The organism is Streptomyces sp. 7N604, from assembly GCF_052245475.1.
GTDB lineage: Bacteria > Actinomycetota > Actinomycetes > Streptomycetales > Streptomycetaceae > Streptomyces.
The window spans coordinates 141,056-158,026 of sequence record NZ_JBQQBX010000009.1; the positions used below are offsets into that span (position 1 = coordinate 141,056).

Consider the following 16,971-nt stretch of genomic DNA (forward strand, 5'->3'; position numbering starts at 1 on the left):
GACGGAGATCCAATCGGCAAGGAGTGTGACCACAGTGGCGGTGGAATTCGGGATCCTCGGTGTCATCGAGGCGCGCGTCGACGGCCGTCTGGTCGATCTCGGCCATGCCCGGCAGCGGCTGCTGCTGGCAGCGCTGCTGGTGGATCCCAACCATGAGGTGACGGTGGATCAGATAGTCGAGCGGGTCTGGGGAGACCGTCCGGTCCAGCGCGGCACGCTCCACAGCTACCTGTCCCGGCTGCGGCAGACCCTGACCGCCACCGCCGGGGTACGCATCACACGACGGTCCGCGGGCTATGTGATCACCAGTGACGCGCAGGCAGTGGATCTGCACCGGTTCCGCCACCGTGTCGCCCAGGCCCGCAGGACTTCCGACGACGAGCATGCCGCAGCCCTGCTGGAGCAGGCCCTCGGCCTGTGGCGCGGGGAGGCCCTGGCCACGGTGGACACCCCCTGGGCCAACACCCTGCGTGAGACCCTGCGCCACGAGCGTCGCGCCGCCGAGCTGGATGCCGCCGACATCGGACTGCGCCTGAACCGGCACACCGAGCTGCTGCCCGGCTTACGCGATCGCACGCATGACCACCCGCTCGATGAGCGCCTCGCCGGGCAGCTCATCCTCGCCCTGCACCGATGCGGGCGCACGGCCGAAGCCCTGGAGTGCTACACGAGCACCCGGCGGCGGCTGGCCGAGGAACTGGGCATCGATCCCGGTCCGCCGCTCAAGCGCCTTCATCAGCAGATCCTCACCGGCGACCCCGCCCTCACCCCACGCACCGGACCCACGGTGATCACCCGGGCCGCACCGGCCACCGTGCCCGCCCCCGTACCGCGCCAGTTGCCCGCGCCGCCGGCACTGTTCACCGGCCGTACCCGGGAGCTGGCCGCGTTGTCGGCCGCCCTGGACCAGCACGCTGACCCCGGCGGCACGGTGGTGATCTCAGCGATCGGCGGCACCGGCGGCATCGGCAAGACCTATCTGGCCCTGCGCTGGGCCCACGATCACACCGAGCGCTTTCCCGACGGCCAGCTCTACGTCAACCTGCGCGGCTTCGACCCCTCCGGCGAGTCGGTGCCCCCCTCGGTGGCCATACGGGGCTTCCTCGGTGCCCTGGGCGCGCAACCCTCCGCCGTCCCGGTGGACCCCGACGCCCAGACCGCGCTGTACCGCAGTCTGGTCGCCGACAGACGGATGCTCATCGTGCTGGACAACGCCCGCGACACCGCCCAGGTCACCCCGCTGCTGCCGGGCAGCCCGAGCTGCACCGTCCTGGTCACCAGCCGTCGCCGGCTGATTGGCCTGCGCACCGCCCAGGGAGCCCGGCCGCTGACCTTGGGCACGCTCTCCGAGGCCGAGGCCCGTCAGCTCCTCGTCCGCCACCTCGGCGAGGCCCGGATCGCCGCCGAACCCGACGCCGTCACCGCGATCCTGGAGCACTGCGCCGGACTTCCTCTGGCGCTGAGCATCATCGCCGCACGCGCCGCCGCCCACCCCGACTTCCCCCTCACCCACCTCGCCGCGGAACTTGCCGAGTCCGCAACCCGGCTCGACGCACTCGACGCCGGGGACCTCGCCGCCGACCTGCGCGCCGTGTTCTCCGCCTCCTACCAGGCCCTGGAGCCCGAAGCAGCACGCGTCTTCGCCCTGCTCGGACTGGCCCCCGGTCCGGACATCAGTCTGCCCGCCGCGGCCGGCCTGACCGGCTGCACCCCCGCCCGCACCCGCACCCTGCTACGCACCCTGGAGACCGCCCACCTGCTACGGCAGCACATCCCGGGCCGCTACCAACTGCACGACCTGGTCCGCCTCTACGCCGCCGAACGCGGCCAGCGCGACCTGGACGAGCCCGACCGCACCACCGCCCTGCGCCGCGTGCTCGCCTTCTACCTGCACACCGCCCACCGAGCCGACCGCCTGGTCGAACCCCACCCCGCCATGCCGGTCGAACTGGACCCGCCCGCCCTCGGCTGTCTCCACCAGCCCCTGGCCGACCAAAAGGAGGCGCTGGCCTGGTTCGTCGCCGAATACCCCTGCCTGCTGGCCGCCCAGCAGCTGGCCGCCGACCACCACTGGCACACCCCCGCCTGGCAACTGCCCTGCACCCTCGACGCCTTCCAGCTCTACCACGGTCGTCACCGCGACCGGCTTCCGATGTGGCGGGCCGCCCTCGCCGCCACCCAGTACCTCACCGACCCCGCCCTGCAAGCCCGGGCCCACGTCGGCCTGGGATGGGCCTGCGGCAGGGAGGGGCAGCACGCCGAGGGCGGCGGCCACCTCAGCCAGGCGCTCGCCGTGTTCGAGCAGACCGGCCACCTGCGCGGCCAGGCGTGTGCCCACTGGGGGCTGGCAAGCTCCTGGTCGCAGCAGGGCGACGCCGCGCGGGCCTTGCCCCACGCCGAGCACGCCCTGCAGCTCTACCGCCGCCTCGGCGACCCCGCGTTGGAGGCCACGATGCTCAACAATGCGGGCTGGATCCACGCCCAACTCGGCCACTACGAGCAGGCCCGCGCCCACTGCACCCAGTCCCGGGACCTGGCCCGGCGGCTCGGCGACGACCGCTGCGAGGCCGGCGCCTTGGACAGCCTGGGCTACATAGCCCACCACACCGGCCAGCACACCCAGGCCCTGGACCACTACCACCAAGCCCTCACCCTGTTCCGCAAGGCCAACACCCCCCATGACGAAGCCGGCAGCCTCGAAGACCTCGGCGAGATCCACCGCGCCCTGGGCCAGCACACCCAGGCCCGCCACGCCTGGCAGCAGGCCCTGGAGCTGTACCGCACCCAGCACCGCTCCACGGACGCCACACGCGTCCAGGAACAACTCGACGCCTCCGACCAGGCGCAAACGCACACCGATGCCGCCAAGGGGGCGTCCGCACCTGCGTCGGACACCTGAAGCAGGGCGGTGAGCGCGGGGAGGTCAGCGAGTTGAGCCACCGACGTGTAAAACAAGCGACTGGCACCATCGCCGGGGCAGGCGAGGCAGTATTGCCGCAGCGGCGATCGTCCAGCTCAACGCAACGCGAGTTCGGAACCCCAGCCCCCGGACATTCGCCGGACCGGATGCCGCCCAGCTCGGGACCACCCTCGCATCAACCCTCGGCGACAGCACGGCCGACTGGTCCTTCGACGGCGCAGCCAACCATGACCACCGCGGCGGCGCCTCGACAGGACCAACCTCACGTCGATGATGCTGATGTCGAAGTTCTGCGTACCGCCGATGCGGCGGGCAGGCGGCGGCGCGAATCGTCCATGTCTCCTCGGTGGCCGGACTGCTGGGCGGATACCCCAACGTCGCCTACCCGGTCACCGAGGGCGCGATCATCCCGCTGACCCGCGCCATGGCCGCGCAGCACGGGCCGGAGGGCATCCGGGTCAACGCGGTGGCCCCCGGCATGGTGTACACCCCGATGGTCGCCACCACGCCCGGGATGACCGAGGAGGTGCGGGAGACCCGCCGAGGCCGGTCCCTGCTCGGCACCGAAGGCAGCGGCTGGGACGTCGGGGGGCGGTGGCGTTCCTCGCCAGCCGCCGCGCCGGATGGATCACCGGGGGGGCTTCCGGTCGACGCGGGCTCGACGGCGGGCCGCGAGTTCGCGCCGAACCTGGCGCTGGACCGGATGCCGGCTCAGGTGACCAGCAGCTAGAGCACCGCGCGGGACAGCCGCCCGGACAGGGCCCGTATCCCTGCGTACGGGTATGCGGGGCGTACGGGTACGCGTGGAGTACGGGGTACGCGTGCGGGTCGGGTTCGCCGATCCGCGGGAGCCCGCAGTCCACGCTGTCGTGGCTGGTCCTGGAGGCACGGATGGCATACTGCGGTGGCGATGAGCGAATCCACCGCGGCGGCCGGACGCCGCCCGACCAGGCGTGATGACCAGCGGGAGACGTCCCGGCGCAAGTTGCTGGACGCGGCGCTGGAGATCCTCGCCGAGGAGGGCTACCGCGGCCTGACGGTCAAGCGGGTCGGTGATCGCGCCGGAGTCAGCCGCGGCTTGGTCAACTACCACTTCACCTCCAAGGCCGGACTCGTCGAAGCCGTGGTCACCGACATCCGCGAGGTCTTCGTCGACCAGCTCCGGGCGCTGCCCGGGTACGGCACGATGAGCGGCCTCGAGACCGTGGTGGCCAGGGTCGACCAGTTCTTCGTACGGCTTGCAGAGCCGGAGCCGGGCGTACGGGCGCGCGCCCTGCTGGTGCTTCTCGTCGAGGCGATCGGCAGTCCCGGCGGGATGAAGAGCACCATGGCCGGCCACTTCAGCCTCGTCCGCACCGCTGTCGAGGACGACATCCGGCGAGGGATCGCGGACGGGAGCATCCGTCAGGACGCCGACCCCGTCGCGGAGGCTTTCCTGGTGGAGAGCATCGCCCGGGGCGTGCTGCTCCAGTACCAACTGGGCTCGACGCGTGACCGGTTGGCCGACATCGGGCGGGCCGCGCACGCGATGCTGGTCCGCGAACTCTCCCCGGCGCGGGACGCGGACTGAGCCCGTACGGCGGCTGAACCCCCCACGCCAACACCCGACGCTGAAACGGCGGACGGAAACGGCACACGGAAACCGCGCCTTGAGAACGGCGCATGGAAAGCTCACGCCCGCCGGCCCGCACGGACGAGTCCGCGCGGGCCAGTGGCCGTAGTGCTGCCGGGGCGGGCGGTCAGACAGCGTCCAGTCCGCCGTCCACCACCAGGCTCTGGCCGGTGATGTAGGAGGCCCGGTCGGAGAGCAGGAACGTGACGGCCTCCGCCACCTCCCACGCGGTGCCCTGGCGGCCCAGCGGGATCCGCGTGAACGCGGCCGTCCTGGATGCCCGCCTCGCCGACGCCTGCCGCCCCATCGGGGTGTCGATCAGTCCGGGGACGACGAGGTTGGCGCGGATCCCGCGCGCCCCGCCCTCCTTCGCGACATGGCGCGTCAGTCCGTACAGGCCGGCCTTGGAGCTGTCGTACGCCGGTGAGTTGGTGGCGGCGCGCAGCCCGGCCGTCGACCCGATGAAGACGAACGCGCCGCCGTCGGCCATCGCCGGAAGCCCGTACTTGGCGGCCAGGAAAGGCGCACGGAGATTGAGGGCGAGCACCCGGTCCCAGTCCTCCGGTGACGAGCCCGCCAGCCCGGCGCCGAGGCCGACCCCGACGTTGACCACGACCCCATCCAGACCACCCAGTTCGCGTACCGCCTCCTCCACCATGGCGGCCGAGGCGTGCGCATCCGTGGCGTCACTCACCAGGGCAACGCCACGAGCACCTTCGGCGGCCACCAGCGCGGCGGTCGCGGTTGCGGCCTCTGCGACGACATCGGCGCAGGCGACGCTCCCGCCTTCACGGGCGGCGAGAACGGAGATCGCCCGGCCGTTGCCGACCGGCGCTTCCGGGTCGTCGTCGGGACGGGTCCCCGCTCCTATCACCAGCACCCTGCGTCCGGCCAGGCGGCGGTCGGCCGTACGCCCCGGCTTCCGGACCTCCGCAGCAGGCTCTCCCAACTCACCCATGCCTGCGAGCTCCCCCTTCGAACCCCTCGCTGTCGAAGCCGGGGTCCAGCTCCACACCAGCGGAGTTCAGGAAGAACGCCACCATGTGGTACTGCCCGACGAGCATGGTGATCTCGATCAGGTCCTTCTCGTCGAAGTGGGCGGCGAGGAAGCCCCAGGTGGCGTCGGACAGCCGGGCGTCGCGGTGCAACTCGTCCGCGGCTCGCAGCAGATGCCGCTCGAGGTCCGGCCATCCCTCGGCGTCCGGGCCCAGCGGTATGCGCTCGATTTCGGCGTCCGTGACGCCCGCGGCCCTCGCCAGCGGGGTATGACGGCCCCATTCGTACGAGGCGGACGTGTTGTACGAGGTCCGCAGGATCAGCAGCTCGCGGACCCTTCCCGGCAGCCGTCCCGTAAGGAGCAGCCGACCGCCGAAGGGCATGAACTTCTCGTACAGGTCGGGGTGGCGAACCAGGGTGGTGAAGACATTGGGGACCCGGCCTCCCGGGTCCCGCGTGGCATGGGCCATCAGTTCGCGCGTCCTCGTATCCCAGCGATCTTCGGACAGCGGCAGGAGCCGGGGGCGGGCGGCACCGTCGCGGTCGTGGCCGCTTTCGCTGGTGCCGTCGGTGGTGTGTGTTGCCGGAACTCTTTCGGACATGGAAACCTCCCGCCGCCCACCATAGAAACTGGCTGAACGCCTAGCAAGGGAGCAGAAGGACGACGGTCCGTTGCCTTGACCTCGGCGTCAAGGTCTAGCGTCCCTGTCATGCGCATTGGTGAGCTTGCGGAACGGGCAGGGGTCAGCACCCGGACGCTGCGGTACTACGAGTCCCGCGGGCTGCTCCCCGCCCGTCGCTCGGTCAACGGATACCGCGTGTACGGCGACGATGACCTGCGGCTGGTGGAGCAGATCCGCACACTTCAGGACTTCGGGTTCGGCCTGGAGGAGACCCGGCCCTTCGTGGAGTGCCTGCAGGCGGGGCATCCGGCAGGGGACTCCTGTCCTGCCTCGCTCGAGGTCTACCGCAGCAAGCTCGCCGAACTCGATGCGCTGATCGACCAGCTGCGGGCGGTGCGTGCCCAGGTGAGTGCGCAGCTGTTGCGGGCCGAGGCGGAACTGCCGGACGGGCCCGAGCCACGGTGCCAACTGAGAGGATGACGATGATCGAGACAGCGGGCGTGGACGAGATCACGGACGCCACCTTCACCGACGAGGTGCTGAACGCGGACCGTCCGGTGCTGGTGAAGTTCACCGCCGACTGGTGCCCGCCGTGCCGGCAGCTGGCCCCGGTGCTGAGCGCGATCGCCGCAGAAGAGGCCGGCCGGATCAAGGTCGTACAGCTCGACGTCGACACCAATCCCGGGACAACGGCTGCCTACGGTGTCCTGTCGATGCCCACGCTGATCGTCTTTCGCAACGGCGAGCCGGTGAAGTCGATGGTGGGCTCCAGGCCCAAGCGGTGGCTGCTCCAGGAGCTCGAAGAGATCCTATAGAAGACGTCATACAGAACACGCCATGTGAACCTGCCGCATATGAACCTCCCGCCCTCACTGCCGCGGCGTTGGCGGTGAGGGTGGGCGAGCTTTATTCGGCGGTGGCGAGGATCTCGGCGAGAGCGGTGGCGGCCTGGTCCGCGTCCCGGCCTTCGGCGTGGACGCCGACCGGGTCGGAAACCACGTCCCCAGCCTGGACGTGGCAGGCGTTTCGATCACCATAGGCAAGGTCACAGCAGACATGCTCGACCTGTGGGACGCACCCGTGCACACCCCTGCCCTGCCCTGGGGCGCACGCCCCGACGAACGGAGACACCGTGGACATCACCCTCGCTCGCACCTGGGTGCAGGCCATCGCCGCGGCCGTGGACGAGCACCAGGACTACCTGACCCAGCTCGACTCGGCCATCGGCGACGCCGACCACGGCACCAACATGCACCGCGGCTTCCGCGCGGTCACCGCCGCCCTCCCCGGAACCGAGCCCGCCACCGTCGGGGAGGTCCTGGTCAAAACCGGAAGCTTCTTGATCTCCGCCGTGGGCGGCGCCTCCGGCCCTTTGTACGGCAGTGCCTTCCGCGCCATGGGCCGGGCACTCGACACACCCACCGCCGACACGACGCAGTTCGCCGCAGCGCTCGCCGCCGGCCTGGCAAGCGTGCAGAATCTCGGCGCGGCCGTCCCCGGGGACAAGACGATGATCGACGCATTCGCCCCCGCGGTGGAGGCCTTCCAGAACATCGCCCAGGCCCGCGGTGACTTCGCCGCCGCCGCCGGCGCCGCCGCCGATGCCGCGGAGGACGGCATGCGCGCGACGACCCCCCTGCAGGCCCGGAAGGGGCGCGCCTCCTACCTCGGCCCACGCAGCGTCGGCCACCAGGACCCCGGCGCCACCTCTACCGCGCTGATCTTCCGCGCTCTCGCCGAGACGGCGGCTGCCCGATGACCCGGGACTGCTACTCCGGCCACGGCACCTCCCACGGCACGGCCCGAGGACGTCAGTAGGATCGCCTGACCATGGATGTGATCGCGGGAAACGAGATGATGGCCGTCCCGGCGGGGCGGGTGACCCTCTCGGACCGGCGAACGCAGCGCAGTTGGGCGGTCGAGCTTGCGCCGTACGAGCTCGCGGCGTTCCCGATCACCCAGGGGCGGTACGCACGAGTCACCGGCCGGCTGCCGAGCAACGCGCAAGGCGACCAGGTGCCTGTCGAGGGCGTTTCGTGGCTGGACGCGATTCGGTTCTGCAACGCCCTGTCCCAGCGTGAGGGGTTGGCACATGCGTATCGCCTCCATGCCGGTGCCGACGGCGTCGACGGCGTCGAGTGGGACGCATCCGCTGACGGGTACCGGCTACCGACCGAGGCCGAGTGGGAGCACGCATGCCGTGCGGGTACGACCGGCGCGCGGTACGGGCGGCTCGACGAGATCGCTTGGCACCGCGGCAACTCGCACGAGCGGATTCACGAGGTGGGCGGCAAGCAGCCCAACGCATGGGGCCTGTACGACATGCTGGGCAACGTGTGGGAGTGGTGCTGGGACCTCTACGATGCCGACGTCTACGGCACCTACCGGGTGCTGCGTGGCGGTGGGTGGTTCGACGAGCACTGGAGCTGCCGGGCCTCGGTGCGGCGTCGCAGCCACCCGACCTTCCAGATCGACGACGTGGGATTCCGCATCGCGCGTTCCACTGGCGGCTGATGCCGTAGTACCCCTGCATCCCTCGCCGCCCGACTGCTGCCCTCACGAGCCCGCGCACGGAACAAGCCGGCACACGGAGGTTGCACCTCACGATGAGCGGCTGTGCCTGAACCGGCGTATTGGAGGGAGAGGGGAACCAACCCGCGAAGCCCTTCCATCCAGGAGGTACCTCACCCGTGGCCGCCACCAAAGCAGCCCCGCCCCGGGTCGACCACCGCGACGCGGACGATCGGGAAGGTTGGGAGTTCAACTCACCCCTCGTCCTGACCATGTTGCTGCTGGTGGTGGTTGCGCTGCAGGGGCCGATCCGCCGGGGGCTGTCCGCGCCGGTGATGCAGAGCTGGATGACCGTGTTCGTCGCGGTGGTCGTCCAGGCTCTGCCCTTCCTCGTCCTCGGCGTGCTGCTGTCGGCGATCATCGCGGTGTTCGTACCACCGTCGTTCTTCGCCCGCGCGCTGCCGGGACAACCCGCCCTGGCCGTGCCGGTCGCCGGGATGGCCGGGGCGGTCCTGCCCGGCTGCGAGTGCGCCTCCGTTCCGGTGGCCGGGGCACTGGTGCGCCGGGGCGTCACCCCCGCGGCGGCGTTGGCGTTCCTGCTGTCCGCCCCGGCGATCAACCCGATCGTGCTGACCGCCACCGCCGTCGCTTTTCCCGGCAACCCACGGATGGTCCTCGCCCGGTTCGCGGCGAGTCTGCTCGTGGCGTGCGCGATGGGCTGGTTGTGGCAGCGGCTGGGGCGCACCGGCTGGCTGCGCCCACCGGACCGCCCGTCGTTCGACGGCCTCGGCAAGGGGGCGGCGTTCTGGGGATCCGTACGGCACGACGTGATGCACGCCGGCGGCTTCCTCGTCGTCGGCGCGATGGCCGCGGCCACCCTCAAGGCCGTGGTCCCGGCAAGCTGGCTGCACACCGCGGCCCATAACCCTGTGGTGTCAGTCCTCGCCCTGGCGATCCTCGCGGTGCTGTTGTCGATCTGTTCCGAGGCCGACGCGTTCGTGGCCGCGTCGCTGTCCCAGTTCTCGCTCACCGCCCGGCTGGCATTCCTCGTCGTCGGACCGATGATCGACCTCAAACTATTCGCCATGCAGGCGGCCACGTTCGGCCGCGGGTTCGCGCTGCGGTTCGCCCCCGCCACCTTCACCCTGGCCGTCCTGATATCGGTCCTGGTCGGGGCGGTCCTGCTGTGAACCGGCAGGCGCAAGCAGTCGTACTGTTCCTCGTCGGCGTGGCGGTGTTGCGGGCCGGCTTCACCGACCTCTACCTGCGCTACGTCAAGGCCGGGCTGCGCCCGTTGCTGCTCGTGGCCGGCATCGTCCTGATCGTCACCGCCATCGCCACCCTCTGGTACGAACGGCGACGGCCGCGCGCGACCCATGAGGCCCAGAAGACCCAGGAGACGGAGGAAACCCAGGAGACCCAGCACGAGCGTGAGCACCACGACCAGCGTGGCCGGCGCGGCCACGCCCACCGCGAACCGCGCATCTCCTGGCTCCTCGTCCTGCCCCTCTTCGCTCTCATCCTGGTCGCCCCACCCGCACTGGGCTCCTACAGCGCCATGCACACCGGCACGGCCCTGCAACAACCCTGGGGCTTCCCCGCCCTCCCCGCCGACGACCCCCTCCGGCTCAGCGTCGTCGACTACGCCGGGCGGGCGGTCTACGACCACGGACGCTCCCTCGGCGACCGGCGGATCAAGGTGACCGGCTTCATCGCCCTCGACCGCAGCGGCGCACCCTACCTCGTCCGCATGGCCCTCAACTGCTGCGCAGCCGATGCCCAACCCATCAAGATCGGCCTGTCCGGGCAGATGCCTCCCGTCCTGGCACCGGACACCTGGCTCGAAGTCATCGGCACCTACACCGGCAAACAGACAAAAGACCCCGTCAACGGCGGCGTCATCCCCTTCATCGACGTCAGCCGGGCCAGACCGGTCCCGGCCCCACACGACCCCTACGAGAGCTGGAACTGAGCCCAGCCCTGTACTCCCTCTACGGCGAGCCCCGCCTCGACGGCATCGAGTATGCGATTCCGCCGCCAGGGTGCGCGCGGGCGGTACGGGTAGCCCCGCGGTCCAAGCCGCCCTGGACCTCGCGCCGGCCGACGCGCGCTCCCCCGGGGCGGCGCTGCGCCAGAGAGGAGATCCAGCCCCAGCCGAGAGACGATCGAGGCAGAGAGGACGGAGCCATGGCGCTGCTGGTTTTGGACGGCGAAGATCTCGTAGTCCGTCTGCGGTGGTGGGAGAAAGCTGCTGCTGGACGCCGACGCAACATACGCATACCCGTTTCGTCGGTGGACGGGGTGAGAGCCGAGCCCGACTGGTGGCGCGCCGTCCGCGGCGTGCGCGGCCGAGGGCTCTGGATGCCGAATGTGCTCTGTATCGGCACGCGGCGGCATTCGGGAGGGGAGGACTTCGTGGCGCTCCGGCCGCCGAACCTGCCCGTCGTGTGCGTGGAATTGCGTCCGCCTTTCCCATTCTCGCGGGTGGCAATCTCGACCAGAACTCCCGAAGCCACGGTCCAATCCATCCAGAATTCTCCGCGAAGAGACGAAGTGAGGTGATCCAGGCACGGGTGAGCATGTACACGTCCGGCTCACGCACGGCATGGGCGTGACAGCGGACGGCGAACTCGTCGAAACCTGGCCCCCGCCATCACCGCCTGCTTTCCGGGTCTAGGTGCGCTGAGGGCGTCCGAAGAGGAGGTCGTAGCCAGGGGGGAGCTGGATCAGGACGCGGCGGATGAGCTCTTCGCCCGCAGCGTCGGCGGTCACGCTCAGCACGGCGCCGACGTCCCAGGTCGCGGTCTGTTCGGTGGCCCCCTCGATCCATGCCGCGGTGGCCCGCACGAACCGGTCCGGGGAGAGCGGTTCGGCGGCCTGCAGCGGGTTGAGCAGGATCAGAGCGAGGGTTTCCGGGAGCCGGGCGGCCAGCTCGGCCCGTACCTCGCCCACCAGGTGCGCGCCCAATAGCGCCAGAACGGTGCGTGCTGCCCGTTCGGCTTCCCGGCTTGTGGCGTACTCGCCGCGTTCCTGGATCTGTTCGAGGAACGCTTCCCATCGCATGGCCACCGCTGCCCCCTTTTCCTTGGTGCAGAGCGCAGAGCACGGGGCTGGGGGGAAATCGCTTCCTTCCGGCCCTCCGCCGCCGGCGCCGGTGAGAATGCGGCTCATCCGCTGATGTGCCTACGTGTGGAGATTCTACGCCGACAGCGATCTTGCGGTGGTGCGGCCGCGTCGGTCACTCCTGGCCGGGGGTCATGACCGTCACCGCCGCGGGGACGCACTGCACCCGCAGCGGCAGATCGCCTACGAGCTCCCCGTCGGCGTAGCCGAACACGCCCGGCGATTCGACGGTCACCGACCGGGCCGTGAAGGTCCGCACCCGCGGGTGCGTCGTGTGCGTGCCCTTGTAGACGCGGGGAAAGACCCTGACGAGTTCGCTCCGCCCCACCGCTTCCACCACCGTCACGGCCAAGCGCCCATTGGACAGGGCAGCTTCGGGGCACATCCTCATGCCGCCCCCGTAGTAGGGGCCGTTCCCGACGGCCACCAGCGTCGCCTCCGTCTCCAGGACTCGTTCGTCGAGCCGGAGGGTGAAGGGCAGGGGCCGCAGCCGGGCGAGCTCGGCGAGGATCGCCAGGTTGTAACGGGCCCTGCCCCGCGGCCACGCCATGCTGTTCGCCCGGTGTGTGACGAGCGAGTCGAAGCCGGAGGTCAGTACGGTCCCGAACCACCGGTCGCCGCAGCGGCCGAGGTCGACTGACCGGCGTACGCCCTCCGCTATGAGGCGCGCCGCCGCCGAGGTGTCGTCGCGCGGAATCCCCAGGGACCGCGCGAAGTCGTTGCCGGTGCCCGCCGGGATGACCGCGAGCGGCGTCCGGGTGCCGGCCACCGCCTGCAGGCCGATGCTCACCATGCCGTCGCCCCCGGCCACCGCGAGCACGTCGGCACCCGACGCCACGCACTCCCGCGCGCGGGCGCGGGCGTCGGCGGCATCCCGGCTGGTGACGGTCAGTGGCTGCCACCCGGCCGCCTGCAGCACCCGTACGGTCTGCTCGGCGGCGCGGCCCGCAGCTCCACGTCCCGCGGCCGGGTTGACCAGCACCGCGACGCGACGGCCGGTCATGACAGCGTGGGGATGAGCTTGCCGGGATTGAGGACGCCGACCGGGTCCACGGTCTTTTTGACCGCCGTCAGCACCTCGACACCGAGGGGGCCGATCTCCGCCTCCATCCAAGGGCGGTGGTCGATGCCCACCGCGTGGTGATGGGTGATGGTAGCGCCGCTCGCGGCGATGGCCTCGCTCGCCTTCCGCTTGGCCGCCCGCCACCGCGCTTCCGGCTCGGCTCCGGCGTCGGCGGCGACGGTGAAGTACAGCGAGGCGCCGGTCGGATACGCGTGCGAGAGGTGGCAGAAGACCACGGGGTCCGGGCCGTCCTGCCCAAGGCTCTCGGTGAGCGCCCCCATCACCTGCTCGCGCAGGGGCACGAGGCGGGACCAGGCCGCCGCGGTCTCCAGCGTCTCGGTCAGCACGCCGGTGTCCAGCAGGGCGTCCCTCAGATACGGCCCGGAGAAGCGGGACCTGCGCCAGGCCTGCGCCGTCTCCTCGCCGAGCGGGGAAGCTCCGTACTCCCGGAGTACGGCGTCCACCGCGGCGCGGCGCTCGCCGTTCTGCCGCGCCGTCCCCTCGTAACCGACCACCGCCAGGCACCCCTTCGGCGCGGGAGAGCCCGCCACGGCGGCGTTGACGAACGTCTCCGTCTCGTCCGAGACGCGCATCGCGGTCGGCAGCGTGCCCGACTGCGCGAGCCTGCGCACCGCGGCGATCCCGCTCCCGAAGTCGGGGAACGACCACGCCTCGTCGCGGCGTTCCTCCGGAAGCTCGCGCACCCGCACGGTGACCTCGGTGATGACGCCGAAGGTGCCCTCGGAGCCGAGGAAGAGCTGCCGGAGGTCGGGGCCGGCGGCGGACGCGGGGGCGCGTCCGAGGTCCAGCGTGCCGCGCGGGGTGGCCACCCGGAGCCCCGTCACCATGTCGTCGAACCGCCCGTAGCCGGCCGAGGCCTGGCCGGACGACCGGGTGGCGGCGTACCCGCCGATGGTCGCGTACTCGAAACTCTGCGGGAAGTGGCCGAGCGTGAGGCCCTGGGCATTCAGCAGCTCTTCGGCCTCCGGGGTGCGCAGCCCCGCCTCCAGGGTCGCGGTCCCCGACTCCGTGTCCAGTCCGGCCAGGCGGTCCATGCGGCGCAGGTCCAGGCTCACCAGGGAGTCGAACCCGCCGCGCAAGGGTTCCACTCCGCCGACCACGCTGGTGCCGCCGCCGAAGGGCACGACGGCGACCTGGTGCCAGGCGCAGGCGGCGAGGAGTTCCTCCACCTGCTGGTGAGTGGCGGGCCGGACCACGGCATCCGGGGCGCGGGAGACGTCACCGGCCCGGCGGCGCAGCAGGTCGGGGGTGCTCTTGCCGCCGGTGTGCCGGATGCGGGACTCCGGGTCGGTGAGGACGTGCTCCGGGCCGACCACGGTCACGAGGGCCGCGTGGGCGGCTTCGGGGAGCGCGCTCGGCGCGAGGGAGAGTTCGCTCTCCGGGACCGGGGCGGGAGCCTCGGCGGAGACGCTCAGCACCTGGGTTATCAACTGGCGTACGGAATCGCTGAGTATGCGCGCCTGCCCGGGGTCGCCCCAGGCGTTCCAGGCCATCTCACCGACGCGGTAGCGGGGACGAGTCATGCCGTACAGTGTTACACATGACGTCAATGCGTAAAAGAGAGGACGCGATCCTCGATGCGGCCCGGCAGTGCATCGAGGCTTTCGGGGTCCGCCGCACCACGCTCACCGATGTCGCCCGGCGGGCCGGCGTCAGCAGGCCCACCGTCTACCGGCACTGGCCCGACATCTCCTCGCTGGTCGGTGATCTGCTCACCCGCGAACTGCGCGCGGTGTTCGACGCCAGCGCCCTCCACGCTCCCGACACCGGCGCCCGTGAGCGTCTGATCCACCAGTGCGCGGGCACCGTCGCGGCGCTCTGGGCCCACCCGCTGTTCAACCGCCTCGTGGACACCGAGACCGACGTGCTGGCCACGTACGTCTTCCACCGGCTCGGCTCCAGCCAGCGCGCCGCGCTGGAGCTGATCCACGCCGAGATCGAGGCCGGTCACGCCGACGGCTCCATCCGGGACGGCGATCCCGCCGAGCTCTCCCGGATCGTGCTGCTCACCGTCCAGTCCGTCACGACCTCACGGCGCCTCGTCGAGGACGCCCTCTCCGACGACCGGCTCCTGGACGGACTCCGCCGGCTGCTGGCCGGATATCTGCAACCGCTGGAGGCCACGCGATGACCCGCCGCGCAGGACACCGCCCCGGCTCACTGAAGTCCGCACACCGCCCCGGCTCACTGAACTCAGCGCAGCGCGAGCGGTCCCTGGACCATCTCACCCACCGACCCGGCGTCGACGTCGTGGTGGTCGGCGGCGGAGTCACCGGAGCGGGCATCGCGCTGGACGCCGCATCCCGCGGCCTGCGCGTGGTCCTCGCCGAGCGCCACGACCTCGCCTTCGGCACCAGCCGCTGGAGCTCGAAGCTGGTCCACGGCGGGCTGCGCTACCTCGCCTCCGGTGATATCTCCATCGCCTACGAGAGCGCCCGAGAGCGGGGCCTGCTCATGAGCCGCACCGCTCCGCACCTGGTGCGCGCCCTGCCCATGGTGCTTCCCGTCCACCGCGAGATCACCCGCCTCCGGGCCGCCACCACCCGCACCGGCTTCCTCCTCGGCGACGTCCTCCGCCTCGCCGCGGGAGCCGGAGCGCGCGCGCTGCCGCCCGCCCGCGGCATCTCCGCCGCCCTCACGCTCGCCCTCGCCCCCGCCCTGCGCCCGGCCGGGCTGCGCGGCGGCCAGCTCTCGTACGACGGCCAACTCGTCGACGACGCACGGCTGGTGGTTGCCCTGGCCAGGACCGCCGCGGCGCACGGCGCGCACATCGTCACCCGGTGCGCAGCGGTGGAGCTGGACGGGAACGCCGCCGTGCTGCGGGACGAACTCTCCGGACAGACCCTGGAGATACGCGCGCGGTGCGTCATCAACGCCACCGGTGTCTGGGCGGACACCCTGGCCTCCGGCGTCCGGCTGCGGCCGAGCCGCGGCACCCATATCGTGCTCCCGGCCTCGGCCCTCGGCCATCCGCGAGCCGCACTGACGGTCCCCGTCCCCGGCGAGACCAACCGGTTCGTCTTCGCGCTGCCGCAGCCCGACGGCCGAATCTACGCGGGCCTCACCGACGAGCCGCTGGACACACCGGTCCCCGACATCCCCGAAGCGCCCGGCCACGACATCGACTTCCTGCTCGACGTCCTGTCCGGGGTGCTCGCTACACCCCTGACCCGCGAGCACGTCATCGGCTCGTTCGCGGGACTGCGTCCCCTCCTGGACTCGGGGTCGGGGCGCAGCGCCGACCTGTCACGGCGGCACGCCATCCTCACCTCGCCCTCCGGTGTGATCACCGCGGTGGGCGGCAAACTCACCACGTACCGCGCCATGGCCGAGGACGCGGTCGACGCGGCTGTCACCAGGGCCGGCATCGCGGCACAGCCCTGCCGCACGCGGTCGCTGCCGCTCATCGGAGCCGCCGCACCGCGCAGGCCGGCGGGGGTGGACGCCCCGCCGCGGCTGGTCGCCCGGTACGGGAGCGAGGCCGGCGCCGTCCTGGCCGAGGCGGCGGAGGACCCCACTCTCCTCGAGCCCGTCGCCGCGGGCGTCACCGGGGCGGAACTGCGCTGGGCCGTACGGCACGAAGGGGCCCTGGACGTCGGCGACCTGCTGGACCGCCGCACCCGTATCGGCCTGGTGCCCGGCGACCGGGAGCGCGCGCTGCCCGCGGCACGGGCGGCGCTCGGGGGCTGATCCGGCCGCTCCACGCCGCGGGCGGCACTGCTGTGAAGAGGCGCTGTCAGAAGGAGCGCTGCTGTGAAGGAGCGCTCAATGGCGTCACGACAACGTGCCGTCGTAGTCGGGCAGTTTGAAGGTCCGCTCCACATGAACCCCCGACCAGGTCGCCGGGGCTGTTCCCGATGCCGGCGATGATCGTGCAGCCCCTCGCCTCGATCTCCGCGCGCTTGGCGGTCTTGTACGCGCTGACCTCGTCGAAGAGATCGGGCAGATCACGCGACGGCCCGGGCGCCGGGTGCGGCCTGCGAGGCCGACGCCGCGGCCGCGCCCGGCAGGGCGACGACCGGAGCGACACGCGCAACGGTTGGGGGCCGCTGACATGTTCGCGTTCAACGATGGACGGAATGGAACGTTCCCCTACCGCCGG

At 71.6% G+C, this 16,971-nt stretch carries 15 protein-coding genes and 2 pseudogenes; 11 read left to right on the top strand and 6 right to left on the bottom strand.

The features are described 5' to 3' along the window. Positions 1-34 precede the first annotated feature (34 nt). The 3 genes and pseudogenes from ACTWP8_RS12205 (at position 35) to ACTWP8_RS12215 (ending at position 4,490) form a co-directional block, all read left to right on the top strand. On the top strand, positions 35-2,899 hold the full coding sequence (locus ACTWP8_RS12205) for a BTAD domain-containing putative transcriptional regulator (protein WP_443322158.1): 2,865 nt from the start codon (positions 35-37) through the stop codon (positions 2,897-2,899). A gap of 346 nt (positions 2,900-3,245) precedes the next feature. After that, positions 3,246-3,650, top strand: a pseudogene (locus ACTWP8_RS12210) (SDR family oxidoreductase); the annotation flags it as partial. A 180-nt stretch (positions 3,651-3,830) separates the two neighbouring features. Beyond that, positions 3,831-4,490 carry a TetR/AcrR family transcriptional regulator gene (locus ACTWP8_RS12215; protein ID WP_443322159.1) on the top strand — a complete coding sequence of 220 codons (660 nt, stop codon included), beginning with the start codon at positions 3,831-3,833 and terminating at the stop codon, positions 4,488-4,490. Between the two features lie 169 nt (positions 4,491-4,659). Here ACTWP8_RS12215 and ACTWP8_RS12220 read toward each other — a convergent pair whose 3' ends face one another. Together ACTWP8_RS12220 and ACTWP8_RS12225 are read right to left on the bottom strand one after the other, a co-directional pair. Beyond that, complete coding sequence (locus ACTWP8_RS12220; protein ID WP_443322160.1) at positions 4,660-5,490, bottom strand: SDR family NAD(P)-dependent oxidoreductase; 831 nt, start codon at positions 5,488-5,490, stop codon at positions 4,660-4,662. Then, on the bottom strand, positions 5,483-6,130 hold the full coding sequence (locus ACTWP8_RS12225) for a carboxymuconolactone decarboxylase family protein (RefSeq protein ID WP_443322161.1): 648 nt from the start codon (positions 6,128-6,130) through the stop codon (positions 5,483-5,485). The genes ACTWP8_RS12220 and ACTWP8_RS12225 overlap by 8 nt, the downstream gene beginning before the upstream one ends. A gap of 108 nt (positions 6,131-6,238) precedes the next feature. Between ACTWP8_RS12225 and ACTWP8_RS12230 the strand changes: the two genes are divergently transcribed. The 6 genes from ACTWP8_RS12230 to ACTWP8_RS12255 all read left to right on the top strand — a co-directional run bounded on the left by ACTWP8_RS12230 (position 6,239) and on the right by ACTWP8_RS12255 (position 10,634). Next, positions 6,239-6,631, top strand: a complete 393-nt coding sequence (locus tag ACTWP8_RS12230; RefSeq protein ID WP_443322162.1) for a MerR family transcriptional regulator — start codon at positions 6,239-6,241, stop codon at positions 6,629-6,631. A 2-nt stretch (positions 6,632-6,633) separates the two neighbouring features. Next, positions 6,634-6,966, top strand: coding sequence for a thioredoxin (trxA, locus tag ACTWP8_RS12235; protein WP_443322163.1), 333 nt, complete (start codon positions 6,634-6,636; stop codon positions 6,964-6,966). Positions 6,967-7,283: 317 nt separating this feature from the next. Next, a complete protein-coding gene (gene dhaL, locus ACTWP8_RS12240) occupies positions 7,284-7,910 on the top strand; it encodes a dihydroxyacetone kinase subunit DhaL (protein WP_443322164.1) in 627 nt (208 codons plus the stop codon). Positions 7,911-7,981: 71 nt separating this feature from the next. Continuing rightward, positions 7,982-8,665: a formylglycine-generating enzyme family protein gene (locus ACTWP8_RS12245; protein WP_443322165.1), complete on the top strand. Its 684-nt coding sequence runs from the start codon at positions 7,982-7,984 to the stop codon at positions 8,663-8,665. A 176-nt stretch (positions 8,666-8,841) separates the two neighbouring features. Then, the gene (locus tag ACTWP8_RS12250; protein ID WP_443322166.1) at positions 8,842-9,852 is read left to right on the top strand and encodes a permease; all 1,011 of its coding nucleotides are present in this window, start codon (positions 8,842-8,844) and stop codon (positions 9,850-9,852) included. After that, positions 9,849-10,634: a TIGR03943 family putative permease subunit gene (locus tag ACTWP8_RS12255; protein WP_443322167.1), complete on the top strand. Its 786-nt coding sequence runs from the start codon at positions 9,849-9,851 to the stop codon at positions 10,632-10,634. The genes ACTWP8_RS12250 and ACTWP8_RS12255 overlap by 4 nt, the downstream gene beginning before the upstream one ends. A 701-nt stretch (positions 10,635-11,335) precedes the next feature. On the opposite strand, the gene ACTWP8_RS12260 is transcribed toward ACTWP8_RS12255, so the two are convergent. The 3 genes from ACTWP8_RS12260 to ACTWP8_RS12270 all read right to left on the bottom strand — a co-directional run bounded on the left by ACTWP8_RS12260 (position 11,336) and on the right by ACTWP8_RS12270 (position 14,392). After that, the gene (locus tag ACTWP8_RS12260; protein WP_443322168.1) at positions 11,336-11,725 is read right to left on the bottom strand and encodes a DUF2267 domain-containing protein; all 390 of its coding nucleotides are present in this window, start codon (positions 11,723-11,725) and stop codon (positions 11,336-11,338) included. 175 nt (positions 11,726-11,900) lie between these two features. Continuing rightward, positions 11,901-12,788 (bottom strand): diacylglycerol kinase, encoded by an 888-nt coding sequence (locus ACTWP8_RS12265; RefSeq protein WP_443322169.1) that lies wholly within the window; start codon positions 12,786-12,788, stop codon positions 11,901-11,903. Further along, positions 12,785-14,392: an FAD-binding oxidoreductase gene (locus ACTWP8_RS12270; protein WP_443322170.1), complete on the bottom strand. Its 1,608-nt coding sequence runs from the start codon at positions 14,390-14,392 to the stop codon at positions 12,785-12,787. The genes ACTWP8_RS12265 and ACTWP8_RS12270 overlap by 4 nt, the downstream gene beginning before the upstream one ends. Positions 14,393-14,409: 17 nt before the next feature. Here ACTWP8_RS12270 and ACTWP8_RS12275 point away from each other — a divergent pair, with 17 nt between their 5' ends. After that, the gene (locus ACTWP8_RS12275; RefSeq protein ID WP_443314723.1) at positions 14,410-15,000 is read left to right on the top strand and encodes a TetR/AcrR family transcriptional regulator; all 591 of its coding nucleotides are present in this window, start codon (positions 14,410-14,412) and stop codon (positions 14,998-15,000) included. Beyond that, complete coding sequence (locus ACTWP8_RS12280) at positions 14,997-16,559, top strand: glycerol-3-phosphate dehydrogenase/oxidase (protein ID WP_443322171.1); 1,563 nt, start codon at positions 14,997-14,999, stop codon at positions 16,557-16,559. The genes ACTWP8_RS12275 and ACTWP8_RS12280 overlap by 4 nt, the downstream gene beginning before the upstream one ends. An 84-nt stretch (positions 16,560-16,643) precedes the next feature. Here the strand turns inward: ACTWP8_RS12280 and ACTWP8_RS12285 are convergent. Next, positions 16,644-16,821 (bottom strand): annotated as a pseudogene (locus tag ACTWP8_RS12285) (HAD family acid phosphatase); the annotation flags it as partial. Positions 16,822-16,971 lie beyond the last annotated feature (150 nt).

Excerpts from the sequence above, each read along its gene's own strand:
- ACTWP8_RS12270 (WP_443322170.1), bottom strand. The coding sequence starts at position 14,392 with ATGACTCGTCCCCGCTACCGCGTCGGTGAGATGGCCTGGAACGCCTGG.
- ACTWP8_RS12265 (WP_443322169.1), bottom strand. The coding sequence starts at position 12,788 with ATGACCGGCCGTCGCGTCGCGGTGCTGGTCAACCCGGCCGCGGGACGT.
- ACTWP8_RS12275 (WP_443314723.1), top strand. The coding sequence starts at position 14,410 with ATGACGTCAATGCGTAAAAGAGAGGACGCGATCCTCGATGCGGCCCGG.
- ACTWP8_RS12225 (WP_443322161.1), bottom strand. The coding sequence starts at position 6,130 with ATGTCCGAAAGAGTTCCGGCAACACACACCACCGACGGCACCAGCGAA.
- ACTWP8_RS12215 (WP_443322159.1), top strand. The coding sequence starts at position 3,831 with ATGAGCGAATCCACCGCGGCGGCCGGACGCCGCCCGACCAGGCGTGAT.
- ACTWP8_RS12260 (WP_443322168.1), bottom strand. The coding sequence starts at position 11,725 with ATGCGATGGGAAGCGTTCCTCGAACAGATCCAGGAACGCGGCGAGTAC.
- ACTWP8_RS12230 (WP_443322162.1), top strand. The coding sequence starts at position 6,239 with ATGCGCATTGGTGAGCTTGCGGAACGGGCAGGGGTCAGCACCCGGACG.
- trxA (WP_443322163.1), top strand. The coding sequence starts at position 6,634 with ATGATCGAGACAGCGGGCGTGGACGAGATCACGGACGCCACCTTCACC.
- ACTWP8_RS12280 (WP_443322171.1), top strand. The coding sequence starts at position 14,997 with ATGACCCGCCGCGCAGGACACCGCCCCGGCTCACTGAAGTCCGCACAC.
- ACTWP8_RS12220 (WP_443322160.1), bottom strand. The coding sequence starts at position 5,490 with ATGGGTGAGTTGGGAGAGCCTGCTGCGGAGGTCCGGAAGCCGGGGCGT.
- ACTWP8_RS12245 (WP_443322165.1), top strand. The coding sequence starts at position 7,982 with ATGGATGTGATCGCGGGAAACGAGATGATGGCCGTCCCGGCGGGGCGG.